The 17466-nt window shown below is 66.1% G+C and carries 16 protein-coding genes; 8 read left to right on the plus strand and 8 right to left on the minus strand.

All coding sequences use genetic code 11. The annotated features are described in order from the left end of the window. Positions 1-90: 90 nt before the first annotated feature. The 5 genes from XM53_RS09060 to XM53_RS09080 form a co-directional block, all read right to left on the minus strand. The gene (locus XM53_RS09060; protein ID WP_057792511.1) at positions 91-1164 is read right to left on the minus strand and encodes a BMP family ABC transporter substrate-binding protein; all 1074 of its coding nucleotides are present in this window, start codon (positions 1162-1164) and stop codon (positions 91-93) included. Between the two features lie 28 nt (positions 1165-1192). Further along, complete coding sequence (locus tag XM53_RS09065; protein WP_057792513.1) at positions 1193-2113, minus strand: ABC transporter permease; 921 nt, start codon at positions 2111-2113, stop codon at positions 1193-1195. Continuing rightward, positions 2113-2478: a hypothetical protein gene (locus XM53_RS09070; protein ID WP_057792516.1), complete on the minus strand. Its 366-nt coding sequence runs from the start codon at positions 2476-2478 to the stop codon at positions 2113-2115. Before XM53_RS09070 ends, XM53_RS09065 begins: the two co-directional genes overlap by 1 nt. Continuing rightward, positions 2478-3560: an ABC transporter permease gene (locus XM53_RS09075; protein ID WP_057792518.1), complete on the minus strand. Its 1083-nt coding sequence runs from the start codon at positions 3558-3560 to the stop codon at positions 2478-2480. The genes XM53_RS09070 and XM53_RS09075 overlap by 1 nt, the downstream gene beginning before the upstream one ends. A gap of 90 nt (positions 3561-3650) precedes the next feature. Beyond that, positions 3651-5168, minus strand: coding sequence for an ABC transporter ATP-binding protein (locus tag XM53_RS09080; RefSeq protein WP_057792520.1), 1518 nt, complete (start codon positions 5166-5168; stop codon positions 3651-3653). Between the two features lie 166 nt (positions 5169-5334). Between XM53_RS09080 and dnaE the strand changes: the two genes are divergently transcribed. Further along, positions 5335-8883: a DNA polymerase III subunit alpha gene (gene dnaE, locus XM53_RS09085; RefSeq protein WP_057792522.1), complete on the plus strand. Its 3549-nt coding sequence runs from the start codon at positions 5335-5337 to the stop codon at positions 8881-8883. 115 nt (positions 8884-8998) lie between these two features. Continuing rightward, entirely contained in the window at positions 8999-9853 is an 855-nt protein-coding gene (locus tag XM53_RS09090; protein WP_057792524.1) for a hypothetical protein, read from the plus strand. 22 nt (positions 9854-9875) lie between these two features. Here the strand turns inward: XM53_RS09090 and XM53_RS09095 are convergent, their stop codons facing one another. Next, entirely contained in the window at positions 9876-10070 is a 195-nt protein-coding gene (locus XM53_RS09095) for a SlyX family protein (protein ID WP_057792526.1), read from the minus strand. A 165-nt stretch (positions 10071-10235) separates the two neighbouring features. Here XM53_RS09095 and hisS point away from each other — a divergent pair, with 165 nt between their 5' ends. The 5 genes from hisS (at position 10236) to XM53_RS09120 (ending at position 14581) form a co-directional block, all read left to right on the plus strand. After that, positions 10236-11723 carry a histidine--tRNA ligase gene (hisS, locus tag XM53_RS09100; protein ID WP_057792528.1) on the plus strand — a complete coding sequence of 496 codons (1488 nt, stop codon included), beginning with the start codon at positions 10236-10238 and terminating at the stop codon, positions 11721-11723. Next, positions 11720-12817: an ATP phosphoribosyltransferase regulatory subunit gene (locus XM53_RS09105; RefSeq protein WP_057792530.1), complete on the plus strand. Its 1098-nt coding sequence runs from the start codon at positions 11720-11722 to the stop codon at positions 12815-12817. The genes hisS and XM53_RS09105 overlap by 4 nt, the downstream gene beginning before the upstream one ends. Continuing rightward, a complete protein-coding gene (hisG, locus tag XM53_RS09110) occupies positions 12814-13509 on the plus strand; it encodes an ATP phosphoribosyltransferase (protein ID WP_057792532.1) in 696 nt (231 codons plus the stop codon). The genes XM53_RS09105 and hisG overlap by 4 nt, the downstream gene beginning before the upstream one ends. A 68-nt stretch (positions 13510-13577) precedes the next feature. Then, complete coding sequence (locus tag XM53_RS09115; protein ID WP_057792534.1) at positions 13578-14039, plus strand: thiol-disulfide oxidoreductase DCC family protein; 462 nt, start codon at positions 13578-13580, stop codon at positions 14037-14039. After that, entirely contained in the window at positions 14036-14581 is a 546-nt protein-coding gene (locus XM53_RS09120; RefSeq protein WP_057792536.1) for a DUF4166 domain-containing protein, read from the plus strand. Before XM53_RS09115 ends, XM53_RS09120 begins: the two co-directional genes overlap by 4 nt. Here XM53_RS09120 and phnX read toward each other — a convergent pair. Together phnX and XM53_RS09130 are read right to left on the minus strand one after the other, a co-directional pair. Beyond that, positions 14546-15328 (minus strand): phosphonoacetaldehyde hydrolase, encoded by a 783-nt coding sequence (gene phnX, locus XM53_RS09125; RefSeq protein WP_057792538.1) that lies wholly within the window; start codon positions 15326-15328, stop codon positions 14546-14548. The genes XM53_RS09120 and phnX overlap by 36 nt on opposite strands. Positions 15329-15394: 66 nt before the next feature. Next, on the minus strand, positions 15395-16408 hold the full coding sequence (locus XM53_RS09130) for a histone deacetylase family protein (protein WP_057792540.1): 1014 nt from the start codon (positions 16406-16408) through the stop codon (positions 15395-15397). 362 nt (positions 16409-16770) lie between these two features. Here XM53_RS09130 and XM53_RS09135 point away from each other — a divergent pair, with 362 nt between their 5' ends. After that, a complete protein-coding gene (locus tag XM53_RS09135) occupies positions 16771-17322 on the plus strand; it encodes a hypothetical protein (protein ID WP_057792542.1) in 552 nt (183 codons plus the stop codon). Positions 17323-17466: the final 144 nt, after the last annotated feature.

The raw sequence follows: 17466 nt of genomic DNA on the forward strand, positions 1-17466 counted from the left end.
TCACCCACCCTACGAACAGCGCAAAGGTCATCCCCGACATGACCCTAGGATGACCTTGGGCCCCGCCGGGTTGGGCGGGGCGTTCCAGGCTTAGTTCGGAATCTCGGCGGTGAGGCCTTCGACGAAGAAGTCCATGCCCAGAAGCGTGCCGTCATCGGCGACCTCGCCCTCGGCCAGCCAGGCCGAGCCGTCCTGGCGGTTCAGGGGGCCGGTGAAGGGGTGGTATTCGCCCGACGCGATGGCGTCTTTCATGGCCAGCGCCTCTTCCTTCACCTCGGCGGGGACGGCGTCGGTGATCTCGCCGATCTCGACCATGCCGGGGGCGATGCCGTCCCAGGTCTCGGTGCTTTCCCAGGTGCCGTCGATCACCGCCTGAGTGCGGGCGATATAGTAAGGCGCCCAGTTGTCGATGATGGAGCTGACGCGCGGGGTGGGCTTGTATTCGGCCATGTCAGAGGCCTGTCCGAAGGTGATGACGCCACCGGCCTTTTCCGCCGCGGCCTGGGGGGCGGTCGAGTCGGTGTGTTGCAGGATCACGTCGGCGCCCTGGTCGATGAGCGCGGTGGCGGCGTCGGCCTCTTTCGGGGGATCGAACCAGGTGTAGGCCCAGATCACCTTGAACTCGACCTCCGGGTTGACCTTTTTCGCGTGGATATAGGCGGCGTTGATGCCACGGATGACCTCGGGGATCGGGAAAGAGGCGATGTAGCCGATGATGTTGGATTCGGTCATCTTGCCGGCGATGTGGCCCTGGATCGCGCGCCCCTCGTAGAAGCGGGCGGAGTAGACCGAGACGTTGTCGGCGGTCTTGAAGCCGGTGGCGTGTTCGAACTTCACGTCCGGGAATTTCTGCGCGACGGCCATGGTGGCGTCCATGAAGCCGAAGGAGGTGGTAAAGATGAGGTCCGCGCCTTGCAGGGCCATTTGGGTGATGGCGCGCTCGGCATCGGCGCCTTCGGGCACGCTTTCCTGGAACACGGTTTCGACCTGGTCGCCGAAATGTTCCTCGACGGCGAGGCGGCCCTGATCGTGTTCATAGGTCCAGCCGCCGTCGCCGACGGGGCCCACGTAGATGAAGCCGACCTTGGTCTTGTCCTGTGCAAGCGCCGGCAGGGCGAGGCCGAGCGTCAGGGCGGCGGCGCCGAGGATGCGGGTGAGTGTCATGGAGAACTCCCTGTTGGGTTGGTTGGCCTCACTGCGAGGCATGGAACATGCGGCCCAGCGAGCCGGGCGCGCGGGATTTGTCGCCCGACATGATGACCAGCACGAGGATGGTCATCAAGTAGGGCGACATGGAGAGGTATTCGACGGGGATCGGGATGCCGGTAGGCTGAAGATTGAGTTGCAGCACCGAGATGCCGCCGAAAAGCCAGGCGCCCAGAAGAACGCGGCCGGCCTTCCAGCTGGCGAAGACGACCAGCGCGAGCGCGATCCAGCCGTAGCCGGCGGTCATGCCTTCGGTCCATTGCGGCACGCGCACGAGGGAAAGGTAAGCGCCACCGAGCCCCGCGCAGGCGCCGCCGAAGAGGATCGCCATAAGCCGCACGCGCACGACCTTGTAGCCCAGCGCGTGGGCGGCGTCGTGGTTCTCGCCCACCGCGCGCAGGATGAGGCCCGCTCGGGTGTATTTCAGCATCGCCCAGACGGCGGCGACAAGCGCGAGGGCGAGATAGACCATGAGGTCGTGGGAAAAGAGAATGGGGCCGACGATGGGCAGGTCCGAGAGGACGGGGATGTCGAGGGCGCGGGTGGGCGGCGGCTTGATACCCTGATAGCCCTGACCCAGAAGCGCGCTGAGGCCCAGCCCGAATAGGGTGAGGGCAAGTCCCGAGGCGACTTGGTTGGCCAGTGCGAATTGCGTCAGGACGCCGAAGAGCAAGGAAAGAACGGCCCCGCCAAGGGCTGCCGCCACGAAGCCGATGAACGGCGAGCCGGTGTTGACCGCGATGGCGAAGCCGCAGATCGCGCCGGTGATCATCATGCCCTCGACCCCGAGGTTGAGCACGCCTGCGCGCTCCACCACCAACTCGCCCAGCGCGGCCAGAAGGATGGGTGTGGAGGCCACGATGAGCGCGGCCAAAAGCAGGATGGGGTCGATAGCGGAGAGGTCCATCATTGCGACCCCTCTGGATTCAGTTCGGCAGCCTCTTCACGTTGAAGCGCAACACCCTCAATCTCTTCGAATTGTGGGTCCGCAATGTAAAGGCCGATCAGAGAACCGAACAGGCCACCGACCCAGAAGCCGCAGAAATCCGTCAAGTAAACCAGAAACTTTGAGTTTGGTGTGAATAACAAAAGAGCGAGAAAGCCGCCGAACGGCACACCGAGGATTGCAAAAAATAGCCAACCCACCTGCGGCTCTACGACCAATAGCGTAAACAGCAAGGGTAGGACATTGAGTTGCGTAAAGGACAGCACAAACAAGATTAGAATGCTCAGGCCTGTGGCAATGGAGAATCTTCTGAGAAAGATGTTCATCACACCACCTCCGTCGTTTTCCACCGCAGGCGGAAATGGGTCAGCACGTCCACGGCCAGCAGGAAGAAGAGCAGCATCCCCTGGAACATCTGTATGGCGGCGGCGGGCAGGCCAAGATTGGATTCGGCAGCTTCGCCGCCAATGTAGGTCAGCGCCATCAAGAGCCCGGCCAGCAGGATACCGATCGGGTGCAGGCGACCCAGGAAGGCCACGATGATGGCGGTGAAGCCGTAGCCCACGTTGAACTCGATATTGATCTGGCCCGCGGGGCCCGCGACCTCGAACATTCCGGCAAGGCCCGCCAGCGCGCCGGAGAGGCCAAGGCAGATCAGTGTCAGGCGGGCCGGGTTCACGCCTGCAAAGCGCGCGGCGCGGGGGGCTTGCCCCGCCAGCCTGATGTGAAAGCCCAGCATGTGCCGGGCGAGCAGGATATAGGCGAATATCACGGCGATCATCGCAGCCACCACACCCCAGTGGATGCCGGTATCGGCGAAGATCTCGGCGTTATGGGCCGACGGATAGTCGCGCAGGTTTCGCGAGCCGGGAAAGCCGCGGCCCTCGGGGTTGCGCAAGAGGCCCAGCGACATTTTGGCCAGCAGTTGCTCGGCCACGTAGACCAGCATCAGCGAGACGAGGATCTCGTTGGTGCCGAAGCGCACCTTGAGAAGGCCCGGGATCATCGCCCAGGCCCAGCCGCCCAGCGCGCCCGCGACGACCATCAGCGGGAAGATCAGGGCGGACTCGGCAGGATAGAAGGCCAGCCCCACGCCCGCGCCGGTGAGCGCGCCGATGATGTACTGCCCCTCGGCGCCGATGTTCCAGATGTTCGCCCGAAAGCCCAGGGCGAGACCGATGGCGATGAGGATCAGCGGCGCGGCCTTTACCAGCAGCTGCGGGCGGTAGTAGAAGGCAAACTCGCCGAAGAGCGGATCCCAGAAGATCGTGCGGATGGCCGCGACCGGGTCCTGGCCCAGGGCCGCGAACATCGCGCCGCCGGCGATCATGGTGATCAGCACCGCCAGCACCGGGGCCAGGGCGGACCACGTGCGGGAGGGTTGGGGGCGGCGCTCGAGTTTCAGCACGGGGTGCGTCCTGTGCAGGGGGCGAAATGCCGTGTCTTCCTCTGGCCGAAAATATCCCCGCCGGAGGCAAGATACTCTTTGTACGCGGTCTCAGACATGCGCCACCTCCATGTCATGCGCGCCGCCCATCATCAGGCCGACCTGCTCGGTCGTGAGGGCGGCAGTGGGGTGGATGTCCGACAGGCAGCCGGCGTTGAGCGCGGCGAAACGGTCGGAGATCTGCATCAGCTCGTCAAGGTCCTGGCTGATCACCAGGATGGCGGCGCCTTTGGCGGCAAGGTCCATCAGCGCCTGCCGGATGAAAGCGGCGGCGGCGGCGTCGACCCCCCATGTGGGCTGGTTGACGATCAGCACCTCGGGGTCGTGCGCCATCTCGCGGCCGATGACGAATTTTTGCAGGTTGCCACCGGACAGGGCGCGCACGGCGGTGTTCGGCCCCGGCGTGCGCACGTCGAAGGCGGCGATGACCTTCTCGGCAAAGCCTTGCGCACGAGGCCAGTGGAGGAAGCCGCGGTTGGAGAGGTTCTGCTTGGTGGCGCCGGTGAGCAGGGTGTTTTCGGTCAGGCTCATCTCGGGCGCGGCGGCGTGGCCCAGCCGTTCCTCGGGGGCGGCGAAGAGACCGAGGTCGCGGCGGGCCTGCGGGGGCAGGCGGCCGATGGGGGTGTCGTCGAGGCGCAGGGCGCCTTGCGGCACGGGCAACTCGCCGGAAAGCGCGGCGAGGAGTTCGTCCTGTCCGTTGCCCGCGACGCCGCCGATGCCGAGGATTTCGCCCGCGTGCAGCGTGAGGGAGACGTCCTTGAGAGACGTGCCGAAGGCCGAGGGCGCGCGGACCGAGAGGGCGTCGAGCGTGAGGCGCGCCTTTCCGGGCGAGGTGTCGCGCCGGGCGGGGGTGGCGAAGGCGCTGCCGACCATCATTTCGGCCATGGCCTGCGCGGTGGTCTGCGCGGGATCGCAGGTGCCCACGTTTCGGCCCCGGCGCAGAACGGTGGCGCGGTCGCAGAGCGTGCGGATCTCTTCCAGCTTGTGGGAGATATAGAGGATCGCCACGCCTTCGGAGGTGAGTTTGCGCAAGGTCTCGAACAGGATCGCGACCTCTTGCGGGGTCAGGACCGAGGTGGGTTCGTCCATGATCAGCAGGCGGGGTTCCTGCAAGAGACAGCGGATGATCTCGACCCGCTGGCGTTCGCCGGCCGAGAGGTCGCCCACGGTACGGGTGGGGTCGAGCGGCAGGCCGTAGGTTTCCGAGACCTCGCGGATGCGGGCGGCGAGGGTGCGCATGGGCGGCGGGGTTTCCATGCCGAGCGCGACGTTTTCGGCCACGGTGAGCGCGTCGAAGAGCGAGAAGTGCTGGAACACCATGGCGACACCCTGACGGCGCGCGTCGCTGGGCTCGGACGGTGTGAAGGGTGATCCATGCAAGTGCATGGTTCCGCTGTCGGGCTTGACCAGTCCGTAGATCATCTTGACCAGCGTGGATTTGCCCGCGCCGTTTTCGCCCAGCAGGGCGTGGACCTCGCCCGCGCGGATGTCGAAGCTGACGTCCTCGTTGGCGACCACGCCGGGATAGGCCTTGGTCAGCCCTTCGATGCTGAGCAGCGGTTCCGTCACGCGCCGTTGTCCCCCCGGTTTCGCGGTCCCCCGTCCCTGTTAGCGCAAGGCGGGCGGGAACGGCAATGGCGCGTGTGGGATACGCGGCGTCGGTCGGGCGCGCGTGATGCGGATTTGGGCAGATGTCGGGCTTGGCGGCGGGGGCGGCGCTGGATAGTGTGGCGGCATGAGCAGTTCCCCCCGATTCATCCACCTTCGCGTCCATACCGAGTACTCCCTGCTGGAAGGGGCGGTGCGGCTGAAAAAGCTGGCCGATCTTTGCACCCGGCACCAGATGCCCGCGGTGGCCGTGACCGACACCAACAACATGTTCGCCGCGCTGGAATTCTCCGTCACCGCGCAGGGGGCGGGGGTGCAGCCGATCATGGGCTGCCAGATGGACCTGGAATACATGACGCCCGAGCCGGGCAAGCGGCCGGTGCCGCCCGCGCCGGTGGTTCTGCTGGCGCAGAACGAGGAAGGCTACGAGAACCTGATGAAGCTCAATTCCGCGCTGTATCTGCGCGGGGACGGGCAGCTGGCGCATCTGACGGTGGAGGATCTGGAGGCGCATGGGGCGTCGGTGATCTGTCTGACCGGCGGGCCGGAGGGGGCCGTGGGCAAGCTCTTGCAACTGGGTCAGCGCCCGGCGGCGGAGGCGTTGATGCAGAAGCTGGCGGGGATCTTCGGGGATCGGCTTTACGTGGAGTTGCAAAGGCATCGGGGCGAGGCGGGCGTGCCGGAGGCGGAAGCCAAGACCGAGCGCGGGTTCGTCGAGATGGCCTACGCCATGGAGCTGCCGCTGGTGGCGACGAACGACGTCTATTTCCCCGAAGCCAAGATGTACGAGGCGCATGACGCGATGATCTGCGTCGCGGAAGGGGCTTACGTGGACCAGTCCGAGCCGCGGCGGCGGCTGACGGCGGAGCATTATTTCAAGTCGCCCGCCGAGATGGCGACGCTGTTCGCCGACTTGCCCGAGGCACTGGAGAACACGGTGGAGATCGCGCGGCGCTGTGCCTTTGGCGCGTATCGGCGCGACCCGATCCTGCCCAGGTTCGCCGATGACGAGGTGGACGAGTTGCGGCGGCAGGCCAAGGAAGGCCTGAAGGAGCGACTGGCGGTCATTCCCCATGCGGCGCCGGTCGAGGAGTACGAGAAGCGGCTGGAATTCGAGCTGGGGATCATCGAGGGGATGGGCTTCCCGGGTTACTTCCTGATCGTGGCCGATTTCATCAAGTGGGCGAAGGATCATGACATCCCGGTGGGGCCGGGGCGTGGGTCTGGCGCGGGCAGCCTCGTGGCCTATGCGCTGACGATCACGGACCTCGACCCGCTGCGCTATAGCCTGCTGTTCGAGCGGTTCCTGAACCCGGAACGTGTGTCGATGCCCGACTTCGACATCGACTTCTGCATGGATCGCCGGGAAGAGGTGATCCAATACGTGCAGGGCAAGTACGGTCGCGACAAGGTGGGGCAGATCATCACCTTCGGTGCGCTTTTGTCCAAGGCCGCGGTGCGCGATATCGGGCGGGTGTTGCAGATGCCTTACGGCCAGGTGGACCGCCTGTCGAAGATGATCCCGGTGGAGGGGGTGAAGCCCGTTTCCATCGAGAAGGCGCTGGCGCAGGAGGATCGTCTGCGCGAGGAGGCGCGCAACGAGGAGGTCGTGGACCGCCTGCTGAAATACGGGATGCAGGTGGAGGGGCTCTTGCGCAACGCCTCGACCCACGCGGCGGGCGTGGTGATCGGGGATCGCTCCTTGGATGAGCTGGTGCCTTTGTACCAGGACCCGCGGTCGGACATGCCGGCGACGCAGTTCAACATGAAATGGGTCGAGCAGGCAGGGCTGGTGAAGTTCGACTTTCTGGGGCTGAAGACGCTGACGGTGATCCAGAACGCGATCGAGCAGATCCATGCAGGCGGGCGGGATTTGCATACCGCCGCCGATGGGAGCCGGATCTACGAGCCCAACGAGGGGGCCGAGAACGATATCGGGCAGATCCCGCTGGATGACGAAAAGACCTATGCGCTTTATGCCAAGGCCAAGACGGTGGCGGTGTTCCAGGTGGAAAGCTCGGGCATGATGGATGCGCTGAAGCGGATGAAGCCCACCTGCATCGAGGATATCGTGGCGCTTGTGGCGCTCTACCGGCCCGGGCCGATGGAGAACATCCCGAAATACTGCGAGGTGAAGAACGGCCTGAGCGAGCGCGATTACCTGCACAAGTCGGTGGACCATATCCTGGACGAGACGCAGGGCATCATCGTCTACCAGGAACAGGTGATGCAGATCGCTCAGGAGATGGCCGGGTATTCCCTGGGCGGTGCGGACCTTTTGCGCCGGGCCATGGGCAAGAAGATCCAGGAGGCGATGGATGCCGAGCGGCCCAAGTTCATCGCGGGGGCCAAGGAAAACGGGGTCGATGACGCCAAGGCGCTGGAGGTCTGGAACCTTCTGGACAAGTTCGCCAACTACGGCTTCAACAAGTCGCACGCGGCGGCCTACGCGGTGGTCAGTTACCAGACGGCATGGCTGAAGACCAACCATCCGGTGGAGTTCATGGCCGGGGTGATGAACTGCGATATCCACTTGACCGACAAGCTGGCCATCTATTTCGAGGAAGTGAAGAAGGGGCTGGAATTGCCCTGGGCGCCGCCTTGTGTGAACCGGTCCGACGCGACGTTTCAGGTGAAGGACGGCGTGCTGCATTACGGGTTGGGCGCGCTGAAGAACGTGGGCGTCGAGGCGATGCGGCTGATCGTGGCGGCGCGGCGTGAGGGCTGCGAGGAGGCCCCGGATCAGGTCCGGGGCGGGGGCGACGAGAAGCCGTTCGTGACGCTCTATGATTTTGCCCGGCGCGTGGACCTGAAGGCGGTGGGCAAGCGACCCTTGGAGATGCTGGCGCGGTCGGGGGCGTTCGATGAACTGGACCGCAACCGGCGGCGGGTCTTCGACAGCCTGGAGGCGCTGATGCGTTATTCGGCGGCGATCCACGAGCAGAAGGGCTCGGCGCAGGTGTCGCTATTCGGCGAGGCGGGCGAGGACCTGCCGGAGCCGCGGCTCAGTCCGGTCGAGGACTGGCTGCCGGCGGAGCGGCTGACCGAGGAATATGCCGCTGTGGGCTTTTACTTGTCGGGGCATCCGCTGGACGACTACATGGCGGCGCTGAAGCGCAAGGACGTCAAGACGCTGGACGAGGTCAACGAGCTGGCGGCGCGGTCGGGCGCGGTAGTGGCCAAGATGGCGGGTGTCGTGGCCGGGCGGCAGGAGCGCAAGTCGGCGCGGGGCAACCGCTTTGCCTTCGTGCAGCTGAGCGATGTCACGGGCGGTTACGAGGTGACGATGTTCTCGGACACGCTGGAGGTGGCGCGCGAGCATCTGGAGACCGGCAACCAGGTGGTGATCGTGGTCGAGGCGACGATGGAAAGCGACCAGCTGAAGCTGTTGGCGCGGTCGGTGCAGCCCGCCGATGCGGTGGTCGCGGATGCGGGCGCAAGCGGGCTGAAGATCTTCGTCGACAGCGAGGCCGCCATCGGGTCGGTCGCGCAGGTGCTGACCAACGCGCCGGCGACGGCGGCGCGGGGCGGGCGCGGACCGATCCGGTTCTGCCTGATGGACCACGCGCTGCCTGGCGAGGTGGAGATCGACGCGGGCCGCGAGTTTCCGGTGACGCCGCAGATCAAGGGCGCGATCAAGAGCCTTGAGGGCGTGGTGATGGTCGAGGACCTTTGAACCGCCTCGGGTGATTCGGATCGGCAACACTCCACCGGTTCGATGTCGGGCCAGTGGACCGGATCGTGGTTCTGGGCTAGATCGTTGGCTGGAAGCGGTGGACCCCGGGAGGACCATGCGGAAAATTGCGTTGATGTGCGTGCTGGCCCTGGCGGGCTGTGGCGCACCGCAGGCCGAAATCGGCCGGCTGTCGGAGCAGGACCTGCCCGAGGATGCCCAGACCATGGGCGCGGTGCCCGGACCCGAGGCGCAGCAGGAGGCCGCCGGTGGCGGGTTTCTGGCGCGGCTCTTGGGCGGCGGCGCACCGAAGGCCCAGGCGGCCGAGCGAGCGCCGGAAGCGGAGGCCGACGGCGCGGAGAAGACGGCCAGCCTGACACCGCCGGAGACGTATGGCGCGACGCGCGAAGTCGAACCGAAATCACAAAAGCGGGGCCTGTTTGGCCTGCTAGGTGGTGGTGGCAACACGCCCGCGGCGGGTGCCACGAGCGAGGTCGCGCCGGGTACGGTGCTGCCTTATGGCAAGGTTGCGCGGATCTGCGGGCTGAGCGCCGGGCAGATGGGCCGCAAGGTCGAGACCTACCCCGAGCGGCGCGGCACCTATGCGCTTTATGACAGTGCGCCGGGCAGTACGGCGTTGCGGACCTTTTACCTGACCGGGTTCGACGATGGCTGCGCGCGGCAGTTTTCGGCCGCCGTCGCGGTATTGGCGGGGGCGGAGTCCCACGAGCAGTTGCGGTATGGCCTGCCCGCGGAGGTGCAGCCCTACAGCACCACGGACAAGGCCTATGAGGACCTCAAGTCGCGGGTGTGCCGGGTGGGCCGGGGCAAGCCGTGCGGCAACCGCATCAACCGGCTGTCGAACGACACGGTGTTTGTCAGCATCTACGAACGGTTCGGCAGCAATGCGCAGTGGAACACGGTTCTGGTCTATGACGGGGATGTTCTGGCGCAGGACCGCAAGGGCGGCTAGAGCCGCAGGCCCGGGCCGGGCATTACCAGTGGGGCGGGCGGCTGTCGCCGACGACCTCACGGTCGCCGAGCGCCGTTTCGCGCTCGGCCTCGCGTTCCAGCAGAAGCTGAAGCCGGCGGTTCAGCAGGGCAATCACCGTTTCCTGCCGTGCGACGGTGTCCGACAGGTCGTCCACGGCGCGGGTCAAATGGGCGATTTTCTCTTCAAGCTCTTGCATATGCGACCTTGGGGCTGTGTGCCGAAACATGATCAAACCTTGTCTGCCGGTGATCAAGGGGAAAACAAGTGACGCTGGGTCACAGTCGGGCCCGCGCCGTGCTTGCCCCGCACCCCGCCTTGGGCTAGACCGCGCCGCAAAGCCCTTAGCCAAGGAATTAAGGACATGGCGAAGACCAAGAAGGCCCCGCGCCCGAAGGCGGAAACGCCCAAGGGGTTCCGCGATTATTTCGGTGTCGAGGTGACCGAGCGCGCCGAGATGCTGCGCAAGATCGCCGGGGTCTATCATCGCTACGGGTTCGACGCGCTGGAGACGAGCGCGGTGGAGACGGTCGAGGCGCTGGGCAAGTTCCTGCCCGATGTCGACCGGCCCAACGAGGGCGTCTTTGCGTGGCAGGAGTTCGACGAGGACGACAAGGGCGACTGGATGGCGCTGCGCTATGACCTGACGGCGCCGCTGGCGCGGGTTTACGCGCAGTATCGCAACGACCTGCCAACGCCCTATCGGCGTTATGCGATGGGGCCGGTGTGGCGGAATGAAAAGCCGGGGCCGGGGCGGTACCGGCAGTTCTATCAATGCGACGCGGATACGGTGGGCACGGCCAGCATGGCGGCGGACGCCGAGATCTGCGCGATGCTGGCGGATACGCTGGAAGAGGTGGGGATTCCGCGCGGGGATTACCTCATTCGGGTGAACAACCGGAAGGTTTTGAATGGCGTGCTGGAGGTCATGGGCCTTGACGAAGGCGACCAGCGCGACGCGGTTCTGCGGACCATCGACAAGTTCGACAAGGTGGGCGAGGAGGGCGTGCGCGCGCTCTTGACTGAAGGGCGGCTGGATGCGTCGGGGGCTTACATCGACGGTGTGGGGCTGACCCATGCGCAGGCAAAGCCGGTGCTGGCGTTTCTGACCTCGAAATCCGATGACGCGGCCGAGACGCTGGCCAATCTGCGCGACGCGGTGGGCGAAAGCGCGATGGGCGCGGACGGCGTTCAGGAGCTTGAGGCGATTGCCGATCTGCTGGCGGCGCAGGGCTATGGCCCGGACCGAATCGTGATCGACCCGAGCGTGGTGCGGGGCTTGGGATACTATACCGGCCCTGTCTACGAAGCGGAGCTGACCTTCGAGATCTTTGACGACAAGGGTCGCAAGCGGCAGTTCGGCTCGGTCGCGGGCGGTGGTCGGTACGATGACCTCGTGAAGCGGTTCACAGGGCAGGCGGTGCCGGCGACGGGGGTTTCCATTGGCGTGGACCGCCTGCTGGCGGCTTTGCGCGAGAAGGGGCGGATTGGCGGCTCGGTCGAGGGGCCGGTCGTGGTGACCGTCATGGACCGGGACCGGATGGCGGAGTACCAGGCGATGGTCGCGGAGCTGCGCAGCGCGGGCATCCGGGCAGAGGTGTACCTGGGCAATCCCAAGAATTTCGGCAACCAGATGAAATACGCGGACCGGCGGGGCAGTCCCGTCGCGGTCATCGCGGGCAGCGACGAGTTCGACGCGGGCAAGGTGCAGATCAAGGACCTGGTGCTGGGGGCGCAGATCGCCGAGAACGCCACGCTGGAGGAATGGAAGGAACGCCCGAGCCAGTTCGAGGTGCCGCGCGACCAGCTGGTCGCGAAGGTGCGCGAGATCCTGGACGGCCAGGACGGATGAGTATCACCCCCGACAACCGTGCGGCGGTCAAGGCCGAGGCGGCGCGGCTGCGCGACCTGTTCGAGGCGGCGGGTGCGGTGCCGGTGGAAACCTCGGTGCTGCAACCGGCGGGCACGCTTCTGGATCTGTATGGCGAGGATATACGGGCGCGGGCCTACGTGACCTCGGACGCGCTGCGCGGCGAGCAGATGCTGCGGCCCGATTTTACCGTGCCGGTGGTGCAGATGCACATGGCGCACGGAGCGGAGCCGGCCTGTTACACCTATGCGGGCGAAGTCTTTCGCCGACAGGAAGACGACCGGGATCGGGCCAACGAATACCTGCAAGTGGGGTTCGAGATGTTCGACCGGCGCGCGCCGGAAGAGGCGGATGCAAGGGTTTTCGCGGTGATCCACGAGGCGGTGAAGCATTTGCCGTTACAGGCGGTCATCGGCGATATCGGCATCCTGATGGCCGCCGTCGACGGGCTGGAGACGACCGAGCGGCGCAAGGCGGCGCTGCGCCGTCATATCTGGCGGCCAAGGCGGTTCCGGGCGCTGATAGAGCGGTTCTCGGGGCGGGCGCCGGTGCCGGAGAGCCGGGCGGCGCTGTTGGCGGTCAAGGACCCTATGGCCTGTGACGCGCCGATGATCGGGCTGCGCGGGCCGGACGAGATTGCGGCGCGGATCAGGGCGCTGCGCGAGGATGCCGCGACGCCGCCGCTGGCGGCGCGCGAGGTGGAATTGCTGGACGCGGTTCTGGCGGTGCGCGAGACGGCTGACAACGCGCTGGAGCACCTGCGCGATATCGCGGTCGACATGCCGGCGATCGCGAGCGCGGTCGAGGCGCTGGCCAAACGGCTGGAGGCGCTGGAGCGCGCGGGCGTGGCCCCGCACAGCCTTGAGTTCGAGGCCAGCTATGGCCGCACTCAGATGGAGTATTACGATGGCTTCGTCTTTGGCTTTTCGGTGCCCAAGCGCCCGGATCTGCCCCCGGTGGCCACGGGCGGGCGGTATGACGCGCTGACCCGGCGGCTGGGCGGAGGCCACGAGATTCCTGCCGTGGGCGGGGTCATCCGGCCCGACCAGGTGGTGGCGCTGGAGGGCGGGGCGTGAGCGTGAAGATCGGTGTGCCCTCGAAGGGCCGGTTAATGGAAAAGACGTTCGGCTGGTTCGCGGACCGGGGCGTGGAGCTGGGCCGCAGTGGGGAAGAGCGTGAATACGCGGGGTTCGTGCGCGGTGTCGAGAATGTCGAGCTGGTGCTGTTGTCGGCGGGGGAGATCCCGCGCGAGCTGGCGGCGGGGCGCATCCATCTGGGCGTGACCGGGCAGGACCTGGTGCGCGAGAAGCTGGGCGGCTGGGAGCAGGTCGTGGAAGAGGTCGAGCTTCTGGGCTTTGGCGCCGCCGATCTGGTGCTGGCGGTTCCGCAAGCCTGGGTGGACGTGGGCACGCTGGACGATCTGGATGCGGTGGCGGCGGCGTTTCGGGAGCGGCACGGCTTTCGGTTGCGGATCGCCACGAAGTACCACCGGCTGGTGCGGGACTTCCTGCGCGACAACGGCGTGGCCGATTACCAACTGGTCGACAGCCAGGGGGCGACAGAAGGCACGGTGAAGAACGAGACGGCGGAGGCAATTGCCGACATCACCTCGTCCGGGGATACGCTGCGGGCCAATCACCTGAAGACGTTGGAGGACGGGATGATCCTGCGCAGTCAGGCGACACTGTTCCGCTCGCGAAGGGTGGCGCATGACCCGGAGGATCACGCGGCGCTGAAGGCGTTGCTGGAGACGCTGGGCGTGGGGTGAGGTCTGTTTTTGAGTATTTTTGGAACAGTGAAGACCTGCCCGCGCCATGATCCGGCGGCGGTGGCGTGATGCAGCCCGAAGCGCGTCCGCCCTATTCCTTTCGCGATGACCCGGCGGTGCCGGAGTTCGATGACAGCCGCATCGTCGTGGTGATGGATGCCGAATGCGCGCTGTGTTCGCGCGCGGCGCGACGTATTGCGCGATTGGACACGGAGGACCTTGTGCGAATTGCGCCGATGCAGGGCACGCTGGGGCGGGCGCTGTTGATGCATTACAGGCTGGATGCGGACGACCCGGCGTCCTGGCTGATGATCGAGAACGGACGGGCGCGGGGGTCGCTGGAGGGGATGGCGATGCTGTTTCCGCGGCTGCATTGGGCCTATGCGCCCGCGCGGCTGGTCTGGGTCCTGCCAGTGGGCTTGCGCGACTGGATCTATGCGCGGATCGCGCGGAACCGGTATGCCGTGTTCGGACATGGGGATTTGTGTGCTTTGCCGGATCCCGAGGTACAGAGGCGGCTTTTGCAGTGACGGTCTATGGGCGGCTGCTGGGCGAGCGCGGGATGGCGGCGCTGGCGCCGGAGTGTCGGGCGCTGCACGCGGGCGACGGGGTGTTTCACGGGCGGATCACGGTTGAGGTCACGCGCAACCCGGTGCTGCGGGCAGGCCTGCGGATGGCGGGGTTTCTGCTGGCGGTGCGGGATGTCGAGTTGCGGTTAGAAAAGCGCGGGCGCGGCGACAGGGACGTCTGGACGCGACGCATGGACGGTCAGGTGATGGAGACGGTGCAATGGGCCACGCCCGAGGGCAGGCTGGCCGAGCAGTTGGGCGCGATGGTGGCGATGAGCCGGCTGGTGCCGGCGGACGGCGGGCTTGATCTGGTGGATTGGCGGTTCCGGTGTCTGGGGCTGCCGGTGCCGGGGTGGATCGCGCCGAAGGTCGCGGCGCGCGAGCGTCCGGAGACGGGGCGATACCTCTTCGAGATCTCCATCGGGCTGCCTTGGGCGCGCGCGCCGATATTGCGCTATCACGGGTGGCTAGACGTGACCGAGACGGCGGACAAGCGCGGGTAGGTCGGCCACGGTGTCGATGACGTGGTCGGCGCCGGCGCCTTTTAGGATCGCGGTTGCGTGGGCGCGCAGCGGCGCGATTTCGGCCTCGGTGAGCGCGGCCAGTTCCTCGGGCGTCTTGCCGACCGCGTTGCCGGAGAGGGCGACGCCCACGGTGACGCAGCCTGCGGCGACGCCTTCCTTAATCCCGGGGGGGGTGTCGTCGACCTTGAGGATCGTCTCGGGCGGATAGGCGACAAGGTCGATCATGCATTTGTACATACCAAGCGGGCCGGGGCGGCCCTCGGGCAGGTCGTCGGAGCACACCAGGTTGTCGGGAGCGTAGCCCTGTGCGGCGGCGACGGGCAGGACGTGGGTCATGATCGAGCGGGTGTAGCCGGTGGTGGAGCCGATCCTGAGGCCCATCTGGCGCAGCTCGGCAATGGCGTCGGCGCAGCCGGGGACGAGGGTGGCGTAGTCGGCCGCCACCTTCTCGTTCATCGGCACGAAGACTTTGTAGACCTCATCGACATTAGCGTCCGTGGGGGCGCGGCCATACTGATCCTGCCATTGGCGGGCGAGGTCTGGCATGTCGAGCATCGTGCGAATGTGGTCCCACTTGGGCGCGCCCATCGGGGCGCGGGCCTGTGCGATCGTGGCGGTGATGCCGAACTGGGCGAAAGCCTCGACGAAAACCCCCATGGGCGCGAAGGAGCCGAAATCGACGGTGGTGCCGGCCCAGTCGAACACGGCGGCGGTGAAACGGGTCATGAAAGCGGTCCCTCGTGGCGGTTCGGTCGGGTCTAGCGGGGGAGTTTGATGGTTTTGTGACAGGTGTCAGAGGCCCGACAGGAAGGCCGATAGGTTCGTGCCCAGGTGGTCGGAGACATAGCCGCCTTCCTGTACCAGCACGAGAGGCAGGCCGGTGCCGGTAAGGGTGCGGGCGATGCGGGTGAAGCCGGGGGTGGTGAGGGCGAGGCCCTTGAAAGGGTCTGCTTCGTGGGCGTCGAGGCCGAGGGCCACGACCAGCGCGGTGGTGCCGAAATCCGAGATGCGGGCGAGGGCCGCGTCGAGGGCAGGGGCATAGCCTTCGTCGCCGGTCAGGCGCGGCAGGGGCAGGTTGAGATTGGCGCCGAGGCCGGGGCCGGCCCCGCGTTCCTGCGCGTGGCCCCAAAAGAACGGGTAGAAATCGGCGGGGTCGGCGTGGATCGAGACGGTGAGCACGTCGGCGCGGTCATAGAATATACCCTGGGTGCCGTTGCCGTGGTGCACGTCGATATCCAGAATGGCGGGGCGGTGGCCCGCAGCGAGCAGGCGCTGGGCGGCGATGGCGGAGTTGTTGAGGAAACAGAAGCCGCCGGCCTGGTCGGTGTAGGCATGGTGCCCGGGCGGGCGGCAGAGCGCGTAGGCGTGCGGCGCGCCGGACGTCACCGCGTCGGCGGCGGCGATGGCGGATTGGGCCGAGGCGTAGGCCGCGTTCCAGGTGTGCGGGCCGATGGGGCAGGCGGTGTCGGCCTGGTGATAGCCGGCCTGGCCGACGGGCGAGCTGGGGTAGCTGTCGGCGCGCGCGCGGGGATGGATGTTGGGAACGACCTCGGGCGCGGCGCCGTCGAGGGCCGACCAGCGGGCGTGGATCGTGCGCAAAAAGGTGATGTATTCGGAACTGTGGACCGCGGCGATGGGGGCGAGGCCGGCGTCGGGCGGAGCGGTGAAACTGCAACCCGCGGCTTGGGCTGCGTCCTTGAGGATACCGATGCGTTCGGGCGCCTCGGGCGAGGGTTTCAACACGCCCTGATGCAGGAACGTTTGCGGCGCGTGGTCGGACTGGGCCGTGGAGAGGTAGGCGTGCATGATCGGGTTCCGTTCGAGATGATGCGGCGCGCAGGTTAGCCCGGAGCGTCGGGGAATGACACCGCCAAGCTCGGCAAAAAGACGCACAATTGCGCGCGGGGCGGTGCGTCTGCGGCTGTTGCGACGGTTCACGATATTGTTTTCGGCAGTGAGGAAGATGCATGAGATTTTGCTTGGGGGTGAAGAAAATATTTATTTTTTATAGAGGTTTAGGGGGTTTTTGAGTCAAGCACTCGCAGTGGTGTTCACCGTGACCGATCGGACAAAATCATCCATGCAAGAAATTTTTGGGAACCTGGACGGGGGCACGTGGTTCTTATCCCAGATCGCAGCACGGTGCTGCACTAGCGAAGGAGATTACTATGTTTAACCGTACGATTGCACTCGCAGCCGCATTCTCGACCGCAGGCGCTCTTGCCGCCTATGCGCAGTCCGAGTCCGCCGTGGACGCAGACCTGACCAACAAAGGCCAGGTTTTGGAAAACGCCGCCGAAGTCGAAGACGGTGACACCGAAGTCAAAGCGAAAACCTATTCCGAAGATGGCGACGACATCGTCGTGATCGCAAACCAGACGTCCGGCTCGGCCGATGAAGGTCAGGACGACGAAGTCGCACAGGACGAAACTGGCTCGGAAAACACCGAGGCCGAGAACATCCTGAAGATCGCGGAGCCCGGCGCCATGATCTACACCGTGACGGGTGACCCGGTGGGTACCGTGTCCTATACCGAAGACAGCGGTGAAATGGGCGGTCTGGTGTTCGTCGACCTTGACCCCGCAGGCGGATACCAGGTGCCGACCGTCGGCATTCAGGTGAAGTCGTTGCAAACGACGAACCAGGGCAAAGCGCTTGAGTATGCGTTCTCGCTGGACTACCTGCGTGACCGCATCGCGGACGCGATCAACCGCGGCTAACGCCAGTTGTGACGTGACGAGTATGAACCGGGGTGCCATGCGCCCCGGTTTTTTCGTTACTTACCATGTCTTGGATGGTCCGCGGCACGGATCAGGTGCGGCCAAAGATATTGCTGCCGCATCGGAACCTCTGACGCGCGATTG

It is taken from the genome of Roseovarius atlanticus, from assembly GCF_001441615.1.
Taxonomy (GTDB): domain Bacteria; phylum Pseudomonadota; class Alphaproteobacteria; order Rhodobacterales; family Rhodobacteraceae; genus Roseovarius; species Roseovarius atlanticus.